This window comes from Arthrobacter sp. SAFR-023 (assembly GCF_051965295.1).
GTDB lineage: Bacteria > Actinomycetota > Actinomycetes > Actinomycetales > Micrococcaceae > Arthrobacter.
In genome coordinates this window covers 1-18591 of record NZ_JBQCMF010000005.1, presented here as the reverse complement: position 1 = coordinate 18591, position 18591 = coordinate 1, and the positions used below count along the sequence as shown (strand labels likewise).

General features: G+C 66.8%; 16 protein-coding genes. 11 read left to right on the top strand and 5 right to left on the bottom strand.

The genetic code is table 11. The annotated features are described in order from the left end of the window. Positions 1-27: 27 nt before the first annotated feature. Positions 28-237, bottom strand: a complete 210-nt coding sequence (locus ACTHQX_RS06905) for a Flp family type IVb pilin (protein WP_440156645.1) — start codon at positions 235-237, stop codon at positions 28-30. A gap of 271 nt (positions 238-508) precedes the next feature. Continuing rightward, on the bottom strand, positions 509-1162 hold the full coding sequence (locus ACTHQX_RS06900; RefSeq protein ID WP_440156648.1) for a prepilin peptidase: 654 nt from the start codon (positions 1160-1162) through the stop codon (positions 509-511). 305 nt (positions 1163-1467) lie between these two features. Here ACTHQX_RS06900 and rplM point away from each other — a divergent pair, with 305 nt between their 5' ends. The 3 genes from rplM (at position 1468) to glmM (ending at position 4011) form a co-directional block, all read left to right on the top strand. After that, positions 1468-1911 carry a 50S ribosomal protein L13 gene (gene rplM, locus ACTHQX_RS06895; protein WP_003805351.1) on the top strand — a complete coding sequence of 148 codons (444 nt, stop codon included), beginning with the start codon at positions 1468-1470 and terminating at the stop codon, positions 1909-1911. 36 nt (positions 1912-1947) lie between these two features. Beyond that, on the top strand, positions 1948-2454 hold the full coding sequence (gene rpsI / locus ACTHQX_RS06890; protein WP_102973654.1) for a 30S ribosomal protein S9: 507 nt from the start codon (positions 1948-1950) through the stop codon (positions 2452-2454). Positions 2455-2649: 195 nt separating this feature from the next. Next, complete coding sequence (gene glmM, locus ACTHQX_RS06885) at positions 2650-4011, top strand: phosphoglucosamine mutase (RefSeq protein WP_440156650.1); 1362 nt, start codon at positions 2650-2652, stop codon at positions 4009-4011. Positions 4012-4100: 89 nt separating this feature from the next. On the opposite strand, the gene mscL is transcribed toward glmM, so the two are convergent. Further along, positions 4101-4502 carry a large conductance mechanosensitive channel protein MscL gene (gene mscL / locus ACTHQX_RS06880; protein ID WP_236804450.1) on the bottom strand — a complete coding sequence of 134 codons (402 nt, stop codon included), beginning with the start codon at positions 4500-4502 and terminating at the stop codon, positions 4101-4103. Positions 4503-4576: 74 nt separating this feature from the next. After that, on the bottom strand, positions 4577-5146 hold the full coding sequence (locus ACTHQX_RS06875) for a M15 family metallopeptidase (protein ID WP_440156653.1): 570 nt from the start codon (positions 5144-5146) through the stop codon (positions 4577-4579). On the opposite strand from ACTHQX_RS06875, the gene ACTHQX_RS06870 reads away from it, so the two are divergent. Further along, complete coding sequence (locus ACTHQX_RS06870; RefSeq protein WP_440156655.1) at positions 5136-5561, top strand: hypothetical protein; 426 nt, start codon at positions 5136-5138, stop codon at positions 5559-5561. The genes ACTHQX_RS06875 and ACTHQX_RS06870 overlap by 11 nt on opposite strands. Before the next feature lie 10 nt (positions 5562-5571). On the opposite strand, the gene coaA is transcribed toward ACTHQX_RS06870, so the two are convergent. Further along, entirely contained in the window at positions 5572-6537 is a 966-nt protein-coding gene (coaA, locus tag ACTHQX_RS06865) for a type I pantothenate kinase (protein ID WP_236804446.1), read from the bottom strand. 181 nt (positions 6538-6718) lie between these two features. On the opposite strand from coaA, the gene glmS reads away from it, so the two are divergent. The 7 genes from glmS (at position 6719) to mgrA (ending at position 18346) form a co-directional block, all read left to right on the top strand. Continuing rightward, positions 6719-8611, top strand: coding sequence for a glutamine--fructose-6-phosphate transaminase (isomerizing) (gene glmS, locus ACTHQX_RS06860; protein ID WP_440156658.1), 1893 nt, complete (start codon positions 6719-6721; stop codon positions 8609-8611). A 4-nt stretch (positions 8612-8615) separates the two neighbouring features. Further along, complete coding sequence (locus ACTHQX_RS06855) at positions 8616-8963, top strand: holo-ACP synthase (protein ID WP_066277757.1); 348 nt, start codon at positions 8616-8618, stop codon at positions 8961-8963. Between the two features lie 20 nt (positions 8964-8983). Continuing rightward, complete coding sequence (locus ACTHQX_RS06850; protein ID WP_440156660.1) at positions 8984-10513, top strand: NAD(P)H-hydrate epimerase; 1530 nt, start codon at positions 8984-8986, stop codon at positions 10511-10513. Positions 10514-10623: 110 nt separating this feature from the next. After that, the gene (glgX, locus tag ACTHQX_RS06845) at positions 10624-13074 is read left to right on the top strand and encodes a glycogen debranching protein GlgX (protein ID WP_440156662.1); all 2451 of its coding nucleotides are present in this window, start codon (positions 10624-10626) and stop codon (positions 13072-13074) included. Continuing rightward, complete coding sequence (gene treY / locus ACTHQX_RS06840) at positions 13071-15413, top strand: malto-oligosyltrehalose synthase (RefSeq protein ID WP_440156665.1); 2343 nt, start codon at positions 13071-13073, stop codon at positions 15411-15413. The genes glgX and treY overlap by 4 nt, the downstream gene beginning before the upstream one ends. Beyond that, positions 15410-17218: a malto-oligosyltrehalose trehalohydrolase gene (gene treZ / locus ACTHQX_RS06835; RefSeq protein WP_440156668.1), complete on the top strand. Its 1809-nt coding sequence runs from the start codon at positions 15410-15412 to the stop codon at positions 17216-17218. Before treY ends, treZ begins: the two co-directional genes overlap by 4 nt. Positions 17219-17305: 87 nt before the next feature. Further along, positions 17306-18346 carry an L-glyceraldehyde 3-phosphate reductase gene (gene mgrA / locus ACTHQX_RS06830; protein ID WP_440156671.1) on the top strand — a complete coding sequence of 347 codons (1041 nt, stop codon included), beginning with the start codon at positions 17306-17308 and terminating at the stop codon, positions 18344-18346. Positions 18347-18591 lie beyond the last annotated feature (245 nt).

Sequence of the window (18591 nt, the reverse complement as noted above, 5' to 3'; positions counted from 1 at the left end):
CGCGGCACACTGGAGTTCGCTTGGCGGCTACTTGTTCTTCCAGAGGGCGACGGTGTCGCCAAGCCCGTCGAACCAGGTGTTGAGCGCGCCGCCAAAGGCAGTGACGCCGACGATGATGGCGAATGCGATGAATGCCACGAGCAGCGAGTATTCGGTTGCGGTGGCGCCCTTTTCTGATGCCAGCCGGTCCTTGATTCCGGAAACGAAGGCAAGAACCGAGACCATGAGAGTAGACATTGTTTTTCCTTAAGTTCGATGGAATAAATGCTTTCGAATTCCAGCCTCCCCCGTACCGCGAAAGGGCTGGTGCTTCGATAGCTAAAGAATCCACCGGAAAGCAGGCCGGCAACAATGCGTAGTTCTACCCGACTTTCCCCCCAAGGAAATAAGTATTCCCCCCAAGCGGGTACTCACACTAGGAAAACTGCAAGCACGCGACTACTTGGAAACTCAAGAAATCATCAAGGTTGTTGTAGGAAATTCAACGTTTCACCGCAAATGCCGGTCTTTAGAATGCCAGTAATACAGTCCCCAGGGCTGCGGCGAGCATCGAGGGCCCAAAGGCAATTTCGGAGCCTAAATTGGCGCGCTTCAGCCTAATCAAAACGACGGATAAAATACCGCCCAGAACAAAGCCGAGTGCTCCGCCATAGAACAAGTGGCTCCACCCCAAGTAGCCCAAGTACAGGCCCACCGGGGCCGCAAGCTTGACATCGCCCATGCCGATGCCATTTGGCGAAATCAGGGCCAGAATCAGGAAAATGACGAACAGAATGGCCGCCCCAGCGGCCGCACGGAGCAGTTCCCCCCAACCTGTCGTGGCGAAGCTGCCCAGCAAGAGGAGCGCCAGGCCGGCCACCAGCAGGGTGAGCACGAGGGGATTAGGCAGCAGATGATGGGCCACATCAACGCGGGCCAGCTGCACGCCGACGACAGCCAGCAGGAGAAAAGCCGGCAGGGACCAGTCCAGTCCCAGCCGCAGCGCAAGGGCGGCGAAGAGCAGCCCGGTGAGTGCCGCCGTCGTAATTCTTGTCCGTGCGCCCGGAAGTCCGCCGAGGCGGGGAAGGGTGCGGGCGATGACGTACTCAGCAAGCAGGCTCAGTAAAATACCAATGAGGCCCACGGCCAGGGCAATAAGCGTGGCGATACCTGCTGAAGTCACGTGCACTCCTGGTTGGAAGGGCCCGGCGCTGGCGCAGGACTCCACGACCCCCGCCACCGGATACCCCATTTTGACCCGGGCCTCCGGTTGGCGCTATTCTTGGTAGTCGTTGTGCGTGTCCTTTCTCGATGATGCGTGCCCGCTTGGGGATCCAGTTGCAGGATCATTACCCGACGGGCATTTTCGGGACTAGGGGATAACTGGTCCATAGAGCCCTCACCTCTGTTCCGGTCGCGCATAGATAGTAGGCGCACCCCGTGTGACGCCTAAAACAAGAACGCCAGAACAAGAACGAGGCAAACACCGTGCGTACGTACACCCCGAAGCCCGGCGATATCAACCGCCAGTGGCACGTCATTGACGCCACCGACGTTGTCCTGGGTCGTCTTGCCAGCCAGACCGCAACACTGCTGCGCGGAAAGCACAAGCCGACCTTTGCGTCCCACATGGACATGGGCGACTTCGTCATCATCATCAACGCTGAAAAGGTTGCCCTCACCGGCGCCAAGCTGGAGCAGAAGCGCGCATACCGCCACTCCGGTTACCCGGGCGGCCTGACCTCCGTCAACTACGCGGAACTCCTGGAGTCCAACCCGGTCCGCGCCGTTGAGAAGGCCATCAAGGGCATGCTCCCGAAGAACTCCCTCGCTGCCCAGCAGCTGAGCAAGCTGAAGGTCTACCGTGGCGCCGAGCACCCCCACGCAGCCCAGCAGCCCAAGACTTTCGAAATCACCCAGGTCGCCCAGTAGTCCTGGCCACCAACACTTTTATCTACAAGGAGAACCGTGGCTCAGAACGATGAACTGACCACCGAAGCCGTTGAGGCTGAGGAAAACCTGACCAGCTACACCTCGGAAAGCGGCGCTACCGAAGCCGCCCCGAAGAAGGAGCGCCCGGCACTGACCGTTGCCGGCGCAGCTGTTGGCCGCCGCAAGGAAGCCGTTGCACGCGTTCGCGTTGTGCCCGGCTCCGGCAAGTGGACCATCAACGGCCGCGAGCTGGATAACTACTTCCCGAACAAGCTGCACCAGCAGGACGTCAACGAGCCCTTCAAGATCCTGGATCTCGAAGGCGCCTACGACGTCATTGCCCGCATCCACGGCGGTGGCCCCTCCGGCCAGGCCGGTGCACTGCGCCTCGGCATCGCCCGTTCGCTGAACGAGATCGACGTCGAGAACAACCGCGCCACCCTGAAGAAGGCCGGCTACCTCACCCGTGACGCCCGCGTCATCGAGCGTAAGAAGGCCGGTCTCAAGAAGGCACGCAAGGCTCAGCAGTACTCCAAGCGCTAAATCCGCTTGCCGGGGCGTTCCGCCCCGATCAGAAGCCCGTTCCGCCATGTGGCGGGGCGGGCTTCTGCCGTTAACCAGAGTTACGGGACATGGTCCACGGCGAGCAGGCAAAACGTCCCCGGCGCTGCCAGATGACGCCGTCCAAGGCGGGTTCAAGGCAGGGGCAGGCGCCTGAATCGTCTAAACTTGGACGCGATGTCTACATTATTTGGAACAGACGGTGTCCGTGGCCTGGCGAATGGCCTGCTGACAGCCGAGCTCGCATTGCAGCTGGCCCAGGCCGCCGCCGTCGTGCTTGGCCATGAACGCACCAGCGAAGGTGCACGGCCGCGCGCCGTAGTGGCAAGGGATCCCCGTGCAAGCGGCGAGTTCATCGCCGCGGCCGTTGAGGCGGGGCTTTCCAGCTCCGGCATCGACGTCTACGACGCCGGTGTCCTGCCCACGCCTGCCGCCGCCTACCTGGTTGCGGACCTGAAGGCTGACTTCGGCGTCATGATCTCCGCCTCGCACAACCCGGCTCCCGACAACGGGATCAAGTTCTTCGCCCGCGGCGGCCAGAAGCTCCCCGATGAGGTGGAGGATGCCATCGAGGTCCAGATGGGCAAGGAGCCTTTCCGCCCGGTGGGCGGAGAGGTGGGCCGCATCCAGCGTTTCTCCGACGCCGAGGACCGGTACATCGTCCACCTCTTGGGAACCCTCCCGCACAACCTCAACGGCATCAAAGTGGTCCTGGACTGTGCGCACGGTGCCGCCAGCGGCTGTTCCCCCCAGGTCTTCAAGGATGCCGGCGCTGACGTGATTGTCATTGGCGCCGAACCGGACGGCCTGAACATCAACGAAGGCGTAGGCTCCACGCACCTCGGCCCGCTTAAGGCCGCCGTGGTGGAGCACGGCGCCGACCTCGGCATCGCTCACGACGGCGACGCCGACCGCTGCCTGGCCGTGGACCACGAAGGCAACGAGGTGGACGGTGACCAGATCATGGCCATCCTCGCCGTCGCACTGAAGAAGTCCGGCAAGCTCAAGGACGATGTCCTCGTAGCCACCGTAATGAGTAACCTCGGCCTCAAGATCGCCCTCCGCGACGCTGGCATCGCCATCCGCGAGACGGGCGTGGGGGATAGGTACGTGCTGGAGCAAATGCGCGACGGCGGCTACAACCTGGGTGGCGAACAGTCCGGCCACGTGATCCTCGCCGACTACGCCACCACTGGCGACGGCGTGCTGACCGGCCTGCAGCTGGCCGCGCAGGTGGCCCTGACCGGCCGCCCGCTCAAGGAACTCGCGACGGTCATGACCAAACTGCCCCAGGTCCTCATCAACGTGAAGGACGTGGACCGGAGCCGGGTCAGCGGCGACGCAACCTTGGCTGCAGCCGTGGCGGCAGCCGAAGTCGAGCTGGGCGACACTGGCCGGGTGCTCCTGCGCCCCTCCGGCACGGAGCCAGTGGTGCGCGTCATGGTGGAGGCCGGCGATCAGCAGACCGCCCAGGTCATCGCCGAGCGCCTCGCCCAGGTTGTGAAGACCCAGCTAGCCCTCGAACTGGTCGGCGACTAGGTTCCGCCTCGCCTCAAAATGCAAAAAGCAGCCCGCCTCCCTGACGGAGACGGGCTGCTTTTTTCGTTGCGCCTGGCGCGGCGGCCGCGCTACTTCGCGGCCTGGTTCTGGGCCTGCAGGGCGTCGCGGATCTCCTTGAGCAGGGCAATCTGCGGATCCTCGGCAGCCTCCTTCTTCGCGTCCTGCCCGATGCCCAGCTTGCGGTTGCGGTGTTCGATCAGCCGGTTCATCGGGGCGACGATGACGAAGTAGAGCGCGGAGGCAACCAGCAGGAAGTTGACTACCGCGGTGAGCAACACGCCGAACCGCACGTCGCCGAACGCAAGGAAATCGTCGAAGTTCGGCTCGCCGACCAGCACCGAGATCAGCGGCATCAGCACGCTCTTGACCAGCGCATCCACCACGGCGCTGAACGCCGATCCGATGACCACCGCCACGGCCAGATCGATGACGTTTCCCTTGAGAATGAACTTCTTAAATCCACTAAGCATGCCAACCAAACTACCGCACCAGGTTGACGGGACAGGGACCGGCCCGTAGAGCACAGGTGCCGGCGGCAGCGGCGTCAGCGGTAGCCGGGGGCGGCCTCCAGGCCGAAATACTGCTCCAAGGTGGCGATGCCGCGTTTCCGCATGTCCGTGGCCGCATCTACACCGACGTACCGCAGGTGCCACGATTCGTAGAAGTACCCGGTGATGGTGTGCTGCATAAACGGGTATCGCACCACGAAGCCGAAGCGGTGCGCGTTGGCCTTGGCCCAGACGGCGGCCGGCTGCTCAGCAAAGCACGGCTGGAAGCTGCAGGCGCCGCCGCCATCGCCGATGTCGAACGCCCAGCCTGTCTGGTGCTCCGAATAGCCCGGCCGTGCCGAGGCGGTGTCCGCCGCCGCCCGCCCCTCGGAGCTAACCCAGCCGTTGTACGTGACGACTTGCGTCGCGTAGGAGCGGTAGCCGCTCGCCAGGGTCATTGTCACGCCGTCCGCCGCCGCGGCGGCGAACATTTTTTCTGCGGCAGCCGCCGTCGTGCGGTTCAGCTGTGCCGCCTCGCCGGTGACAGCGAGGGCGACGCGGGGCTGGACCAGATCGGCCGGGACGTAGTTGGCCGGCTTGAGCGGGCGGTGCTTGTTGACGATCACCCAGGGGCTGGCGGGCGCCGTGAGCGAGTACTGCTTGGGCAGGCGGGAGGCGGCCGACGGCGGGGCTGCCGCCGCCGTCGTGGTTGGTGCGGTTGCTGACGGCGTGGCGGCCGATGCGCTGGCTGGGGGCGCGGCTGAAGCGGGGCCTGTGGGGGAGGCGGCCGCGCTGGTCCTTGCCGAGGCGCCGGTGGAGGCGGAACCGGACCCGGACGGGACCGGAGAGGCTTCGCCTGAAGCGGCTGGGGACGCGGTGCCCGAAGCCGAAATGGTCCCCGAGGCTTCCGGCGCAGGGGCAGGAGTGCAGGCCGCCAGGGCAGACAGGCCGGCACCCGCCATCAGCAGCCGCGCCACCGCGCGGCGGCTGGGCCGATCCCCGGGCCGGGCCTCGGCAGAGGGCTCGGAAGCGCAGTTGTAGCACATGCGTGCTAGACCTTTCTCAGCAGCATCCGGCGCACGGAATGGTCCGCTTCCTTGGTGAGCACCAGCTGGGCCCGTCCCCGGGTGGGCAGCACGTTCTCTTCCAGATTGGGTTCGTTGATGCGCTTCCAGATGCCGCGGGCCGTCTCCTCGGCCTCGGAGTCGGAAAGCGTGGCGTAGCGGTGGAAGTAGGACTCCGGCTGCGCGAAGGCGGTGGTACGGAGTTTGCGAAAGCGGTCCACGTACCATTCCTCGATATATGACGTCTTGGCATCCACATAGATAGAGAAGTCGAAGAAGTCGCTCAGCGCGAGCCCCTGGCGGCCGTCGTGCCGGGGCCGGGCGGGTGCCAGCACGTTCAGGCCCTCGACAATGAGGACGTCCGGACGCCGGACCACCACTTCCTTGCCGGGGACGATGTCATAGGTGACGTGCGAGTACCAGGGTGCCCGCACTTCCTCGGCGCCGCCCTTGATTTCGCTCACGAAGCGCAGCAGCGCCCGGCGGTCATAGGACTCCGGGAAACCCTTGCGGTCGAGCAGCTGGCGGCGCTTGAGCTCGGCCAACGGATAAAGGAAGCCGTCTGTGGTGATGAGCTCCACGTTCGGCGTGCCCGGCCAGCGCCGCAACATCTCGCGAAGAACACGGGCGATGGTGGACTTGCCCACGGCAACGGACCCGGCGACGCCGATAACAAACGGGGTGCGTTCGGTCCGCTCACCCAGGAATGTGGTGGTGGCCGCATGCAGCTGCCCGGCCGCCTCCACATAGAGGTGCAACAGCCGTGACAGTGGGAGGTAGACCTCGCGCACCTCGCTGATGTCCAAGGGGTCACCGAGGCCGCGGAGGCGCAGCACGTCCTCTTCATTAAGGGGCTGCTCCATCTGGGCCGAAAGCCGGGACCAGGTCTGCCGGTCCAGCTCCACGAACGGGGAAACACCCTCTCCGTTCGCTTCGTTGCGTTGCAAAGTCACCTTAGAGATTCTGCCCCGCCCGGCGCCGAGAGCGAAATGCACCTTGCCGTAAAGCCCCTGATGAAGGGCTCGCCGGGGCCATGGGCGTCCTGTGGGCAGGGCCAGAACGTTGTTTTGCCGGAGCACGCCCGGGGGTGTCATCGGACGTTGGTTCACTCCAAAGCCGGTTAGGCTTATACCCATGTGTGGAATCGTGGGTTATGTAGGCCGTACGTCGGGCCGGGCTGATGCCGGGCACGGTGCGTTGGATGTTGTTCTTGAGGGGCTGCGCCGCCTGGAGTACCGGGGCTATGACTCGGCCGGTGTCGCTGTCGTGGCTGACGGGGAGATTTCCTCGCGGAAGAAGTCCGGGAAGCTGAGCAACCTGCTGGCTGAGCTGGAGGAGCGGCCGTTGCCGGGGTCGCTGACCGGCATCGGGCACACGCGGTGGGCCACGCATGGTGGCCCGACGGATCAGAACGCGCACCCGCATCTGTCTGATGGCGGGAAGCTCGCGGTGATCCACAACGGCATCATTGAAAACTTTGCTGAGCTGAAGCAGGAGCTGCTGGCCAAGGGTGTTGTCTTCGCGTCGGAGACGGACACCGAGGTGGCCGCGGCGTTGCTGGGCGACATTTTCCGGAACAAGCTGGGCGGGGACGTCTCCGATGGCGGCCTGACCCGGGCGATGGAGCTGGCCTGCCAGCGGCTCGAGGGTGCGTTCACGCTCCTTGCGGTGCACGCCGACCAGCCTGAGGTCGTCGTGGCTGCGCGGCGGAACTCCCCGCTGGTGGTGGGCCTGGGCGAGGGTGAGAACTTCCTGGGTTCGGACGTGTCCGGGTTCATTGATTACACCCGGCGTGCGGTGGAGCTGGGCCAGGACCAGATCGTGACGATCACCGCTGACACGGTGGAGATCACCGACTTCTTCGGCGCCCCGGCAGAGGGCAAGGAGTACCACGTTGACTGGGACCCGGCCTCTGCTGAGAAGGGCGGCTTCGCCTCGTTCATGGAGAAGGAAATCCATGACCAGCCCGACGCCGTGGCCCAGACGCTGCTGGGACGCTCGGATGCGAACGGCCGGCTGACCCTGGATGAGCTGCGGATTGATCCGGAGCTGTTGAAGAAGGTCGACAAGATCATCGTGCTGGCCTGCGGCACGGCCGCGTACGCGGGCCTGGTGGCCAAGTACGCGATCGAGAACTGGTGCCGGATCCCCACCGAGGTGGAGCTCGCGCACGAGTTCCGTTACCGGGACCCGATCGTCACCGAGAACACCCTGGTGGTCTCCATCAGCCAGTCCGGCGAGACGATGGACACGCTGATGGCCGTCCGCTACGCCCGGGAGCAGGGCGCCAAGACGGTGTCGATCTGCAACACCAACGGCTCGACCATTCCGCGGGAATCCGACGCGGTGCTGTACACGCACGCCGGTCCGGAGATCGCGGTGGCCTCCACCAAGGCGTTCCTGGCCCAGATCACCGCGGCGTACCTGCTAGGCCTGTACCTGGCGCAGCTGCGCGGGAACATCTTCTCCGGGCAGGTCAAGGATGTGCTGGCTGACCTGGGCAAGATCCCGGCGAAGATCCAGCAGATCCTGGACTCCGCCGAGGAACTGCGCGAGCTGGCCCGGAGCATGAAGGACGAGAAGTCCGTGCTGTTCCTGGGCCGCCACGTGGGCTACCCGGTCGCTTTGGAGGGTGCTTTGAAGCTGAAGGAAATCGCGTACATCCACGCCGAGGGCTTCGCCGCCGGTGAGCTCAAGCACGGCCCGATCGCGCTGATCGACGAGGGCCAGCCGGTGTTCGTGGTGGTCCCGTCCCCGCGCGGGCGCAACTCGCTCCATGCGAAGGTGGTCTCCAACATCCAGGAGATCCGGGCCCGCGGTGCCCGCACCCTGGTGATCGCCGAGGAAGGCGACGAAGCGGTCCGGGATTACGCCGAGCACGTTTTCTACGTCCCGGAAACCCCGACCCTGCTGATGCCGCTGCTGACCACCGTTCCGCTGCAGATCTTCGCGTGCGAACTTGCCGCCGGCAAGGGATACGACGTGGACCAGCCGCGCAACCTGGCCAAGAGCGTCACAGTAGAGTAAGCCCATGATTGTTGGCATCGGCGTAGACGTAGTGGACATCGAGCGCTTCGGACGGCAGCTGGAGCGCACCCCCGGGCTTCGGGACCGGCTGTTCGTGCCAGCCGAACGGGAACTGAACACCCGGTCCTTGGCGGCGCGATTTGCCGCCAAGGAGGCCGTGGCCAAGGTCCTGGGCGCGCCGGCCGGCATGAACTGGCAGGACTGTTGGATCGGGCTGGACCAGAACGGCCCCACCGTCCAGGTCAAGGGAACGGTGCTCGCCGTGGCCGAGGCCAAGGGCGTCAAGCGGTGGCACCTGTCCATGAGCCACGACGGCGGCATCGCCACGGCCACCGTCCTGGCCGAGGGCTGACCCCGGACCGACTTACCAAGATGATCAGCGCCTATACCGGAACCCAGATCAGGGAGGCTGAAAAGCCCCTGCTGGATTCAGGTATGGGCGCTGTTCTCATGCAGCGGGCAGCCCGCGGCATGGCCAATGCTGCCATCGAGGAGCTGCGCAGCCGCGGACGCCGCCTGTACGGGTCCAGCATTGTTGTCCTGGCCGGCAAGGGCAACAACGGCGGCGACGGACTGTTCGCCGCCGCGCACCTCGCCGGACGGGGAATGCGGACGACGGCGGTGCTCGCCTCCGCCACGGCCCACCCCGACGGCCTGGCGGCCTTTCGGCGCGCCGGCGGCCGGGTGCTGGCGCTGACTGACGGGAACGCCGGCGAGATGGCAGCGCTGGCCGGCAGGGCCGACGTCGTTATTGACGCGCTGCTCGGAACCGGTGCCCAGGGCGGACTCCGGGGAGCAACGGCGGAACTCGTGTCCCAGCTTTCCGGCGGCACCCGAGGCCTCGTTGTGGCCTGTGACGTGCCCAGCGGCGTGGATGCGGACACAGGCGAGGCCGCCGGCCCCGTGCTGGCCGCTGACATCACCGTCACCTTCGGCGGGGCCAAAGCCGGTTTGCTGTCGGACCCCGGGGCGGACTTCGCCGGCCGGGTGGTGGTGGTCCCGATCGGCATCGAGGATTCGCTCCCGTGGCCCGCCCTGCGCCGCCTTGAGGCCGCAGACCTGGCCGTCCTGCTCCCTCGCCCCGCGAGGCGCGCCCACAAGTATTCGCGCGGAGTCCTCGGCGTGGTGGCGGGATCCCCGGCCTACCCCGGCGCCGCCGTGCTCGCCTGCCGCGGGGCGCTTGCCGCCGGCGTCGGGATGGTCCGCTACATCGGGCCGCCGGAGGTCGCGGACCTCGTCCGCCACAGCTGCCCCGAGGTGGTCTGCAGTACCGGCACCGTGGCGGAGACGCACGTCCAGGCGTGGCTCGTCGGGTCCGGGATGGACGGCAAGGACGAGGAAGAGCTGCAGCGCGTCCGTGACGCCGTCGACTCCGGCCTGCCCACCGTGGCCGACGCGGGCGCCCTGCCCGTGCTGCCTGACGTGCTGGCCCCGCAGGTGGTGCTGACGCCGCACGCCGGGGAACTGGCCACCCTGCTGCAGCGCCTCGGCGCCGAACTGGACCGCGAGGCCGTCGAGGCCTCCACCCTCTCTGCCGTGCGCCGCGCCGCAGGCCTGACCGAGGCCACCGTTCTCCTGAAGGGCGCCAGCACGCTCGTGGCGTCGCCGTACCAGGATTTCTACAGCCAGTCCGAAGGGACGCCCTGGCTGGCCACCGCCGGAAGCGGTGACGTGCTGGCTGGAATCATCGGTGCGCTGCTCGCCCAGGTGGGGTCCGACGTCGGGCGCTTCCGGGGCATGGGCATCGATCCGGACGAACGCTGGGCGGCCATTGCCGCCATGGGGGCGAGCCTGCACGGCCTGGCCGGAGCGGCGGCTGCAGCCGGCGGCCCGCTGACGGCGGGGCGGATTTGCGACGCCCTACCCGAAATATGGGGTAAAGTCAGCACGCTTAGTAATTAACGGTGGGTCACGTAATAGTCATACCCACCAGTTACGGTAAGACCAAGTTCCGTGCAGGTCGTGCGTGAAGACCTGCCGGACGCAGTGTTGGACGAGGTATAGGAGCACGAATGGAAATCTGGCCCGGATCGGCTTACCCGCTGGGAGCCACGTTTGACGGCACCGGAACCAACTTCGCATTGTTCAGCGAGCACGCGGAGAAGGTTGAGCTCTGCCTCTTCGACGAGGAGGGGACCGAAACCCGCGTCACCCTCCGCGAAGTCGACGGCTATGTGTGGCACTGCTACTTGCCGCAGATCCAGCCCGGGCAGAAGTACGGCTACCGCGTCCACGGTCCTTACGACCCCGACAACGGCCAGCGCTTCAACGCCAACAAGCTGCTCCTTGACCCGTACGCCAAGGCAGTCGCCGGCCAGATCGACTGGGACCCGGCCCTGTTCTCGTACAACTTGGGCGACCCCGCATCCAAGAACGACGCCGATTCCGCGCCGCACATGATGATGGGCGTGGTCATCAACCCGTTCTTCGACTGGGACAACGACCAGAACCTGCGCATCCCGTACCACAAGTCGGTGATCTACGAGGCGCACGTCCGGGGGCTCACCGAGCTGCACCCGGAGATTCCGGAGGAGCAGCGCGGCACGTATGCCGGCGTGGCACACCCCGCCGTGATCTCCCACCTGCAGAAGCTGGGCGTCACCGCGATCGAGCTCATGCCCGTGCATCAGTTCGTCAATGACGGGACGCTGCAGGAGAAGGGCCTGAGCAACTACTGGGGCTACAACACCATTGGCTTCTTCGCGCCGCAGAACACCTACAGCTCCACCGGGGACACCGGCCAGCAGGTGCAGGACTTCAAGGCGATGGTCCGTTCGCTGCACCGGGCAGGCATTGAGGTCATCCTCGACGTCGTCTACAACCACACCGCCGAAGGCAACCACCTCGGGCCCACCCTGAGCTTCAAGGGTATCGACAACGAGGCCTACTACCGCCTGGTGGAGGACGACAAGCAGTACTACATGGACTACACGGGCACCGGCAACACCCTGAACGTCCGCCAGCCGCACTCCCTGCAGCTGCTGATGGACTCGCTGCGTTACTGGGTCACCGAAATGCACGTGGACGGGTTCCGCTTTGACCTCGCCGCCGCTTTGGCCCGTGAATTTTACGACGTCGACCGGCTCTCCACGTTCTTCGAACTCATCCAGCAGGACCCGGTGGTGTCCCAGGTCAAGCTCATCGCCGAGCCGTGGGACGTCGGGCCCGGCGGCTACCAGGTGGGCAACTTCCCTCCGCAGTGGACGGAGTGGAACGGCAAGTACCGCGACACCGTGCGCGACTTCTGGCGCGGCGAACCTGCCACGCTCGGCGAGTTCGCCTCGCGCATCACCGGCTCGGCCGACCTCTACGAGCACTCCGGCCGCCGCCCGGTGGCGTCCATCAACTTCGTCACCGCGCACGACGGCTTCACGCTGCGGGACCTGGTGTCGTACAACGAGAAGCACAACGACGCCAACGGCGAGGACAACAAGGACGGCGAGTCGCACAACCGCTCCTGGAACTGCGGAGCCGAGGGCCCGTCAGACGATCCCAAGGTCCTGGCACTGAGGGCGCGGCAGCAGCGCAACTTCATCGCCACCATGCTGCTCTCACAGGGCGTGCCCATGATCCTGCACGGCGACGAGATGGGCCGCACCCAGCAGGGCAACAACAACGGGTACTGCCAGGACTCGGAGCTGACCTGGGTCAACTGGGACAGCGTGGACCAGCCCCTCATCGAGTTCACCGCGGCGGTCAACTCGCTGCGCGCCAAGCACCCCACATTCCGGCGCAGCCGCTTCTTCGACGGCCGGCCCGTCCGGCGCGGCGAAGGCGAGCGGTTGCCGGACATCGTATGGCTCGATCCGGACGGCAACGTCATGTCCCCGGAGGACTGGGACAGCGGCTTCGGCCGTTCGGTGGGCATGTTCCTCAACGGCGACGGCATCCAGGGCCACGATGACCGCGGCCGCCGGATCACGGACGTGAACTTCCTGCTGTACTTCAACGCCCACGACGGCGACGTTGAGTTCAAGCTGCCGCCGGACGAATACGCACCGGCCTGGGACGTCATCATTGACACCGCGGGTGAAGGCGCGGATTCTGAGCCGGCCAACGCCGGCAGCCTGCTGTCCGTGGCCGCCAAGTCCCTGGTGGTACTCCGCGCCCACAGTGCGCCTGAAGAGGAACCCGACCACTCCGTGGCGGCCTCGCTGGCAGCACTGACGCAGACCGCCACCGCAGAGACCGCGGCGCTCACCGCGCCTGCGGTCCCGGATCCGGCCAAGACGAAGCAGCCCGCTGATCAGGCTGCTGAGCCTGCGGCAGAGTCTGCGGCCGAACCGGCCGCCGAGCCGGCTGCCGAGCCTGTAGCGGAGCCTGCGGTTGCACCGGCCGCCGAGCCGGCTGCTGAGCCTGCGAAGGCCGCGGAGGAACAGCCGGGGGAGAAGCCGGCGCGGAAGCCTGCCGGCCGGCGGGACGGCCACCTGAAGGCGGTCAAGCCCGCAGGGGAGGACGCATGAGAACGCCAGTCTCCACGTACCGGCTGCAGATCCGGCAGGGATTCACACTGTTCGACGCCGCCGAAACCGTGCCGTACCTGCACTCGCTCGGCGTCGACTGGGTCTACCTCTCTCCCGTCCTGACCGCCGAACAGGGCTCCGACCACGGGTACGACGTCACCGACCCCTCCGCCGTCGACCCCGAACGGGGCGGCCCGGAGGGGCTGGCGGCCGTTTCCAAGGCGGCCCGCGCCGCCGGCATGGGCGTGCTGATCGACATCGTGCCCAACCACGTCGGCGTCGCCACGCCGGTGCAAAACCCCTGGTGGTGGTCGCTGCTCAAGGAGGGGCGCCAGTCCCCGTACGCGGAAGCGTTCGACGTCGACTGGGACCTTGGCGGAGGACGCATTCGCGTCCCGATCCTCGGCAGCGAAGATGACTTGGACCAGCTGGAAATCAAGGACGGGGAGCTCCGGTACTACGACCACCGCTTCCCGCTGGCCGACGGCAGCTACACCGAAGGTGACTCTCCGCGTGACGTCCACGCCCGGCAGCACTACGAACTGATGGGCTGGAGGCGCGCGGACAACGAGCTGAACTACCGCCGCTTCTTCGCGGTGAACACGCTCGCCGGTGTCCGTGTGGAGATCCCCGCCGTCTTCGACGAGGCGCACCAGGAGGTGGTGCGCTGGTTCCGTGAGGGGCTCGCGGACGGACTCCGGATCGACCACCCGGACGGCCTTGCCGACCCCGAGGGGTACCTGAAGCGGCTCCGGGAAGCCACCGGCGGCGCGTACCTGCTGGTCGAAAAGATCCTCGAGCCGGGGGAGCAGCTGCCTGCCAGCTTCGAATGCGAGGGCACCACGGGCTACGACGCCCTCGCCGACGTCGACCGGGTTCTCGTGGACCCTAGCGGCCAGGAAGCTCTGGACCGGCTGGATGCCTCGCTGCGCGGCGGCGAGCCTGCCGACTACGAGGACATGATCCGGGGGACCAAGCGCCGGATCACCGACGGCATCCTCCACTCCGAGATCCTGCGGCTGGCCCGGCTCGTTCCCAGCGACGCCGGACTTGCCGCCGACGCCGCGGCCGACGCGATCGCCGAAATCATCGCGGCGTTTCCGGTCTACCGCACCTACCTGCCCGAGGGTGCGGAGGTCCTGAAGGAGGCGTGCGAACTTGCCGCGCGCCGGCGGCCGGAACTCGACCAGACCATCCAGGCTTTGCAGCCGCTGCTGCTGGACACCGACCTGGAACTGGCCCGGCGCTTCCAGCAGACCTCGGGAATGGTCATGGCCAAGGGCGTGGAGGACACCGCGTTCTTCCGCTACAACCGCCTGGGCACGCTCACGGAAGTGGGCGCCGACCCCACTGAGTTCGCCGTTGAGCCCGACGAGTTCCACACCAGAATGGCCCGCCGGCAGGCCGAGCTGCCGCTGTCCATGACCACACTCAGCACGCACGACACCAAACGCAGCGAGGACACCCGGGCGCGGATCTCGGTCATCTCCGAGGTTGCCGGCGAATGGGAGAAGGCCCTGAACCGGCTGCGCGAGCTGGCTCCGCTGCCTGACGGCCCGCTGTCCGCGCTGCTGTGGCAGGCCATCGCCGGCGCCTGGCCCGCCAGCCGGGAGCGCCTGCAGTCCTACGCGCTGAAGGCCGCGCGCGAAGCCGGAAACTCGACCAACTGGACCGATCCGGATCCTGCGTTCGAGGAGAAGCTGGCCGCCGCCGTCGATGCCGCGTTCGACAATCCTGCGGTCCGGGCGGATGTTGAGTCGCTCGTGGAACTCCTGGCGCCGCATGGTGCCTCGAATTCCCTCTCGGCCAAGCTCGTGCAGCTCACCATGCCCGGCGTCCCGGACGTGTACCAGGGCACGGAGTTCTGGGACCGGTCGCTGACGGACCCGGACAACCGGCGTCCGTTCAGCTTCGATGACCGGCGTGCCGCACTGGAGCAGCTTGATGCCGGCGACCTGCCCCCGTCATTCACAGATGAGCGGACCAAGCTGCTGGTGACCTCGCGTGCACTGCGGCTGCGCCGGGACCGGCCGGAGCTGTTCACCGGCTACCGCCCGGTGCAGGCGAACGGGGCGGCCGCCGGGCACCTGCTCGCGTTCCAGCGTGGCACCCCGGGAGCGCCGGGTGCATTGACCCTCGCTACCCGGCTGCCCTACGGACTGGAACGTGACGGCGGCTGGCGGGACACCGCCGTCGAACTTGAGACCGCCATGCAGGACGAACTGACCGGCGCCGGCTTCGGACCGGGGACCGTGAAGATCGCTGACATCTTCCGGACCTACCCCGTGGCTCTGCTGGTGCCCGATACAGAAGTGACGCAGACAGGAGGAAAGTCGTGACGCAGACAGGCCAGGCAACCTACCCTCGCGAAGCCGCAAAGCCCGTGCAGGGTCCCGGGCGCTTCGACGTCTGGGCCCCTGAGGCCGGATCCGTGACGCTGCTGGCCGGCGGAGAGCGCTACGCCATGCAGCGCCGGCCCGGCACCGGACCCGAGGACGAGGGCTGGTGGACCGCCGCCGACGCACCCGCTGGCGGTGACGTCGACTACGGGTACCTCCTGGACGGCGACGAAACCCCGCTGCCGGACCCCAGGACCCGGCGCCAGCCAGACGGCGTCCACGCACTGTCCCGTACTTTCGACCCAGGGGAGCACACCTGGCAGGAGGACGGCTGGCAGGGCCGGGAACTGCAAGGTGCGGTCATCTACGAGCTCCACCTCGGGACGTTCACGCCCGAAGGGACGCTGGATGCGGCCGCCGGCAAGCTGGACTACCTCGCCGGCCTGGGCGTGGACTTCATCGAGCTGCTGCCCGTGAACGCGTTCAATGGCACGCACAACTGGGGCTATGACGGCGTGCAGTGGTTCGCCGTCCACGAGGCCTATGGCGGACCGGAGGCGTACCAGCGGTTCGTCGACGCGGCCCACGCGGCGGGCCTCGGCGTGATTCAGGACGTGGTCTACAACCACCTCGGCCCCAGCGGGAACTACCTGCCGCGGTTCGGGCCCTACCTCAAGCAGGGCGAGGGCAACACGTGGGGCGACTCCGTCAACCTGGACGGGTCCGGCTCCGACCATGTGCGCCGGTTCATCCTGGACAACCTGGCCATGTGGCTGCGCGACTACCGCGTTGACGGCCTGCGGCTCGACGCCGTCCACGCCCTGAAGGACGAACGGGCAGTCCACATCCTTGAGGACTTCGGGGCGCTGGCCAGCCAGATCTCCGCCGAGGTGGGACGGCCGCTGACGCTTATTGCCGAATCCGACCTCAACAACCCGCGGTTGCTGTATTCGCGGGACGCCAACGGGTACGGGCTGGAAGGGCAGTGGAGCGACGACTTCCACCATGCCGTCCACGTCAACGTCACCGGTGAGACCACGGGCTACTACAGCGACTTCGACTCCCTGGGTGCCCTCGCCAAGGTGCTCCGGGACGGTTTCTTCCACGACGGCAGCTACTCCAGCTTCCGTGAACGGCACCACGGCAGGCCGATCAATTTCGGCGCCGTCCACCCGGCCGCCCTGGTGGTTTGCTCGCAGAACCACGACCAGATCGGCAACCGCGCCACCGGCGACAGGCTCTCGCAGACCCTGCCGTACGGGAGCCTGGCGCTCGCCGCCGTGCTGACCCTGACGGGACCCTTCACGCCCATGCTGTTCATGGGCGAGGAATACGGGGCCAGCACGCCGTGGCAGTTCTTCACCTCCCACCCGGAGCCGGAGCTCGGCAAGGCCACCGCGGAAGGGCGGATCAAGGAGTTCGAGCGCATGGGGTGGGATCCCGCCGTCGTGCCCGATCCCCAGGATCCCGAGACGTTCCGCCGGTCCAAGCTGGACTGGGCGGAAGCCGGCGAAGGCGACCACGCCCGGCTGCTGGAGCTGTACCGTTCGCTCACCGCGCTGCGCCGCTCCACGCCGGACCTCACCAAGCTGGGCTTTGAAGACACGCAGGTGGAGTTCGACGACGACGCCCGCTGGCTGCGGTTCCGGCGCGGTGGCGTACAGGTGCTGCTCAACTTCTCGGAGCAGCCGTTGAGCCTGGAGGGTGCGGGGACGGCCCTGCTGCTGGCCACCGACGACGCTGTCCGGCTGGAAGGTGAGCGCGCGGTGCTCGGCCCGCTGAGCGCCGCCGTCGTCAGTGACTGAGTGAACTGCTGGGGCGGCGTCCACCGCCGGTGACCGGATGGTGGACGCCAGCCCCGCAGCCTCGGTGCGGCTGGCAGGATGGAACGTATGACTTATGTGGCCTCGGACACCCGCTATGACACCATGCCGTACCGCCGCGTCGGACGCAGCGGCCTGAAACTGCCGGCCATCTCGCTGGGCCTGTGGCACAACTTCGGCGACGACAAGCGCTTCGACGAACAGCGCGCCATCCTGCGCCGCGCCTTCGACCTCGGCGTCAACCACTTCGATCTCGCCAACAACTACGGCCCGCCGGACGGCTCCGCGGAGACCAACTTCGGCCGGCACCTGCAGGACGACTTCAAGCCTTACCGTGACGAGCTGGTCATCTCCACCAAGGCCGGTTACTACATGTGGCCCGGCCCGTACGGCGAGTGGGGCTCCCGGAAGTACCTGATCTCCAGCCTGGACCAGTCGCTGCAGCGGATGGGGCTGGACTACGTGGACATCTTCTACAGCCACCGCCCGGACCCGGAGACGCCGCTGGAGGAGACCATGGGCGCGCTGGATTACGCCGTCCGTTCGGGCAAAGCGCTGTACGCGGGCATCTCCTCCTACACCCCGGAGCAGACGCTTGAGGCTGCCCGCATCCTGAAGGAGCTCGGCACCCCGCTCCTCATCCACCAGCCCAGCTACTCGATGCTCAACCGATGGACCGAGAACGGCGCGCCGAACCTTTACGAGGCGCTGGACCAGGTGGGCGCCGGTTCCATCGCGTTCTCCCCGCTGGCCCAGGGCCTGCTGACCGACCGCTACCTCAACGGCGTCCCGGCCGACTCCCGCGCCGCCAAGGCCAGGTTCCTGTCCGGATCCTCGTTGACCGAGGACAAGCTGGACAGGGTCCGGGGGCTGAACGCCATCGCCGCCGGCCGCGGACAGTCGCTGGCGCAGATGGCCATCGCCTGGATCCTGCGCGACCAGCCCAAGGGTTCCCCGGTGACCTCAGCGCTCATCGGTGCCTCCAGCGTCAGGCAGCTCGAGGACAGCCTGGCCGCGATCACCAACCTTGAGTTCAGCGGCGAGGAGCTGACCGCGATCGACGAGTTCGCCGTCGAATCCGACATTAACCTCTGGGCGCAGCGGGTCTGATTCCGCACGTCAACAAAGCGGCACGTAATCAAGCTGCCGGGGCCGGCGGGAACAAAGCCGGCCCCGGCGGCGTTTGGTTAGACTGATAAGCGCGCCGCGTGGCGCGGTGCCCGTCAGACGCCGTCGTACAACAAGGTACAGACGCGCAGGGCACATGAAGTTTGTTCTCAAAGGAGTTCCGTGTCTTCAAATCCGATTCGTGTAGCTATCGTCGGCGTGGGTAACTGTGCCGCTTCGCTGGTCCA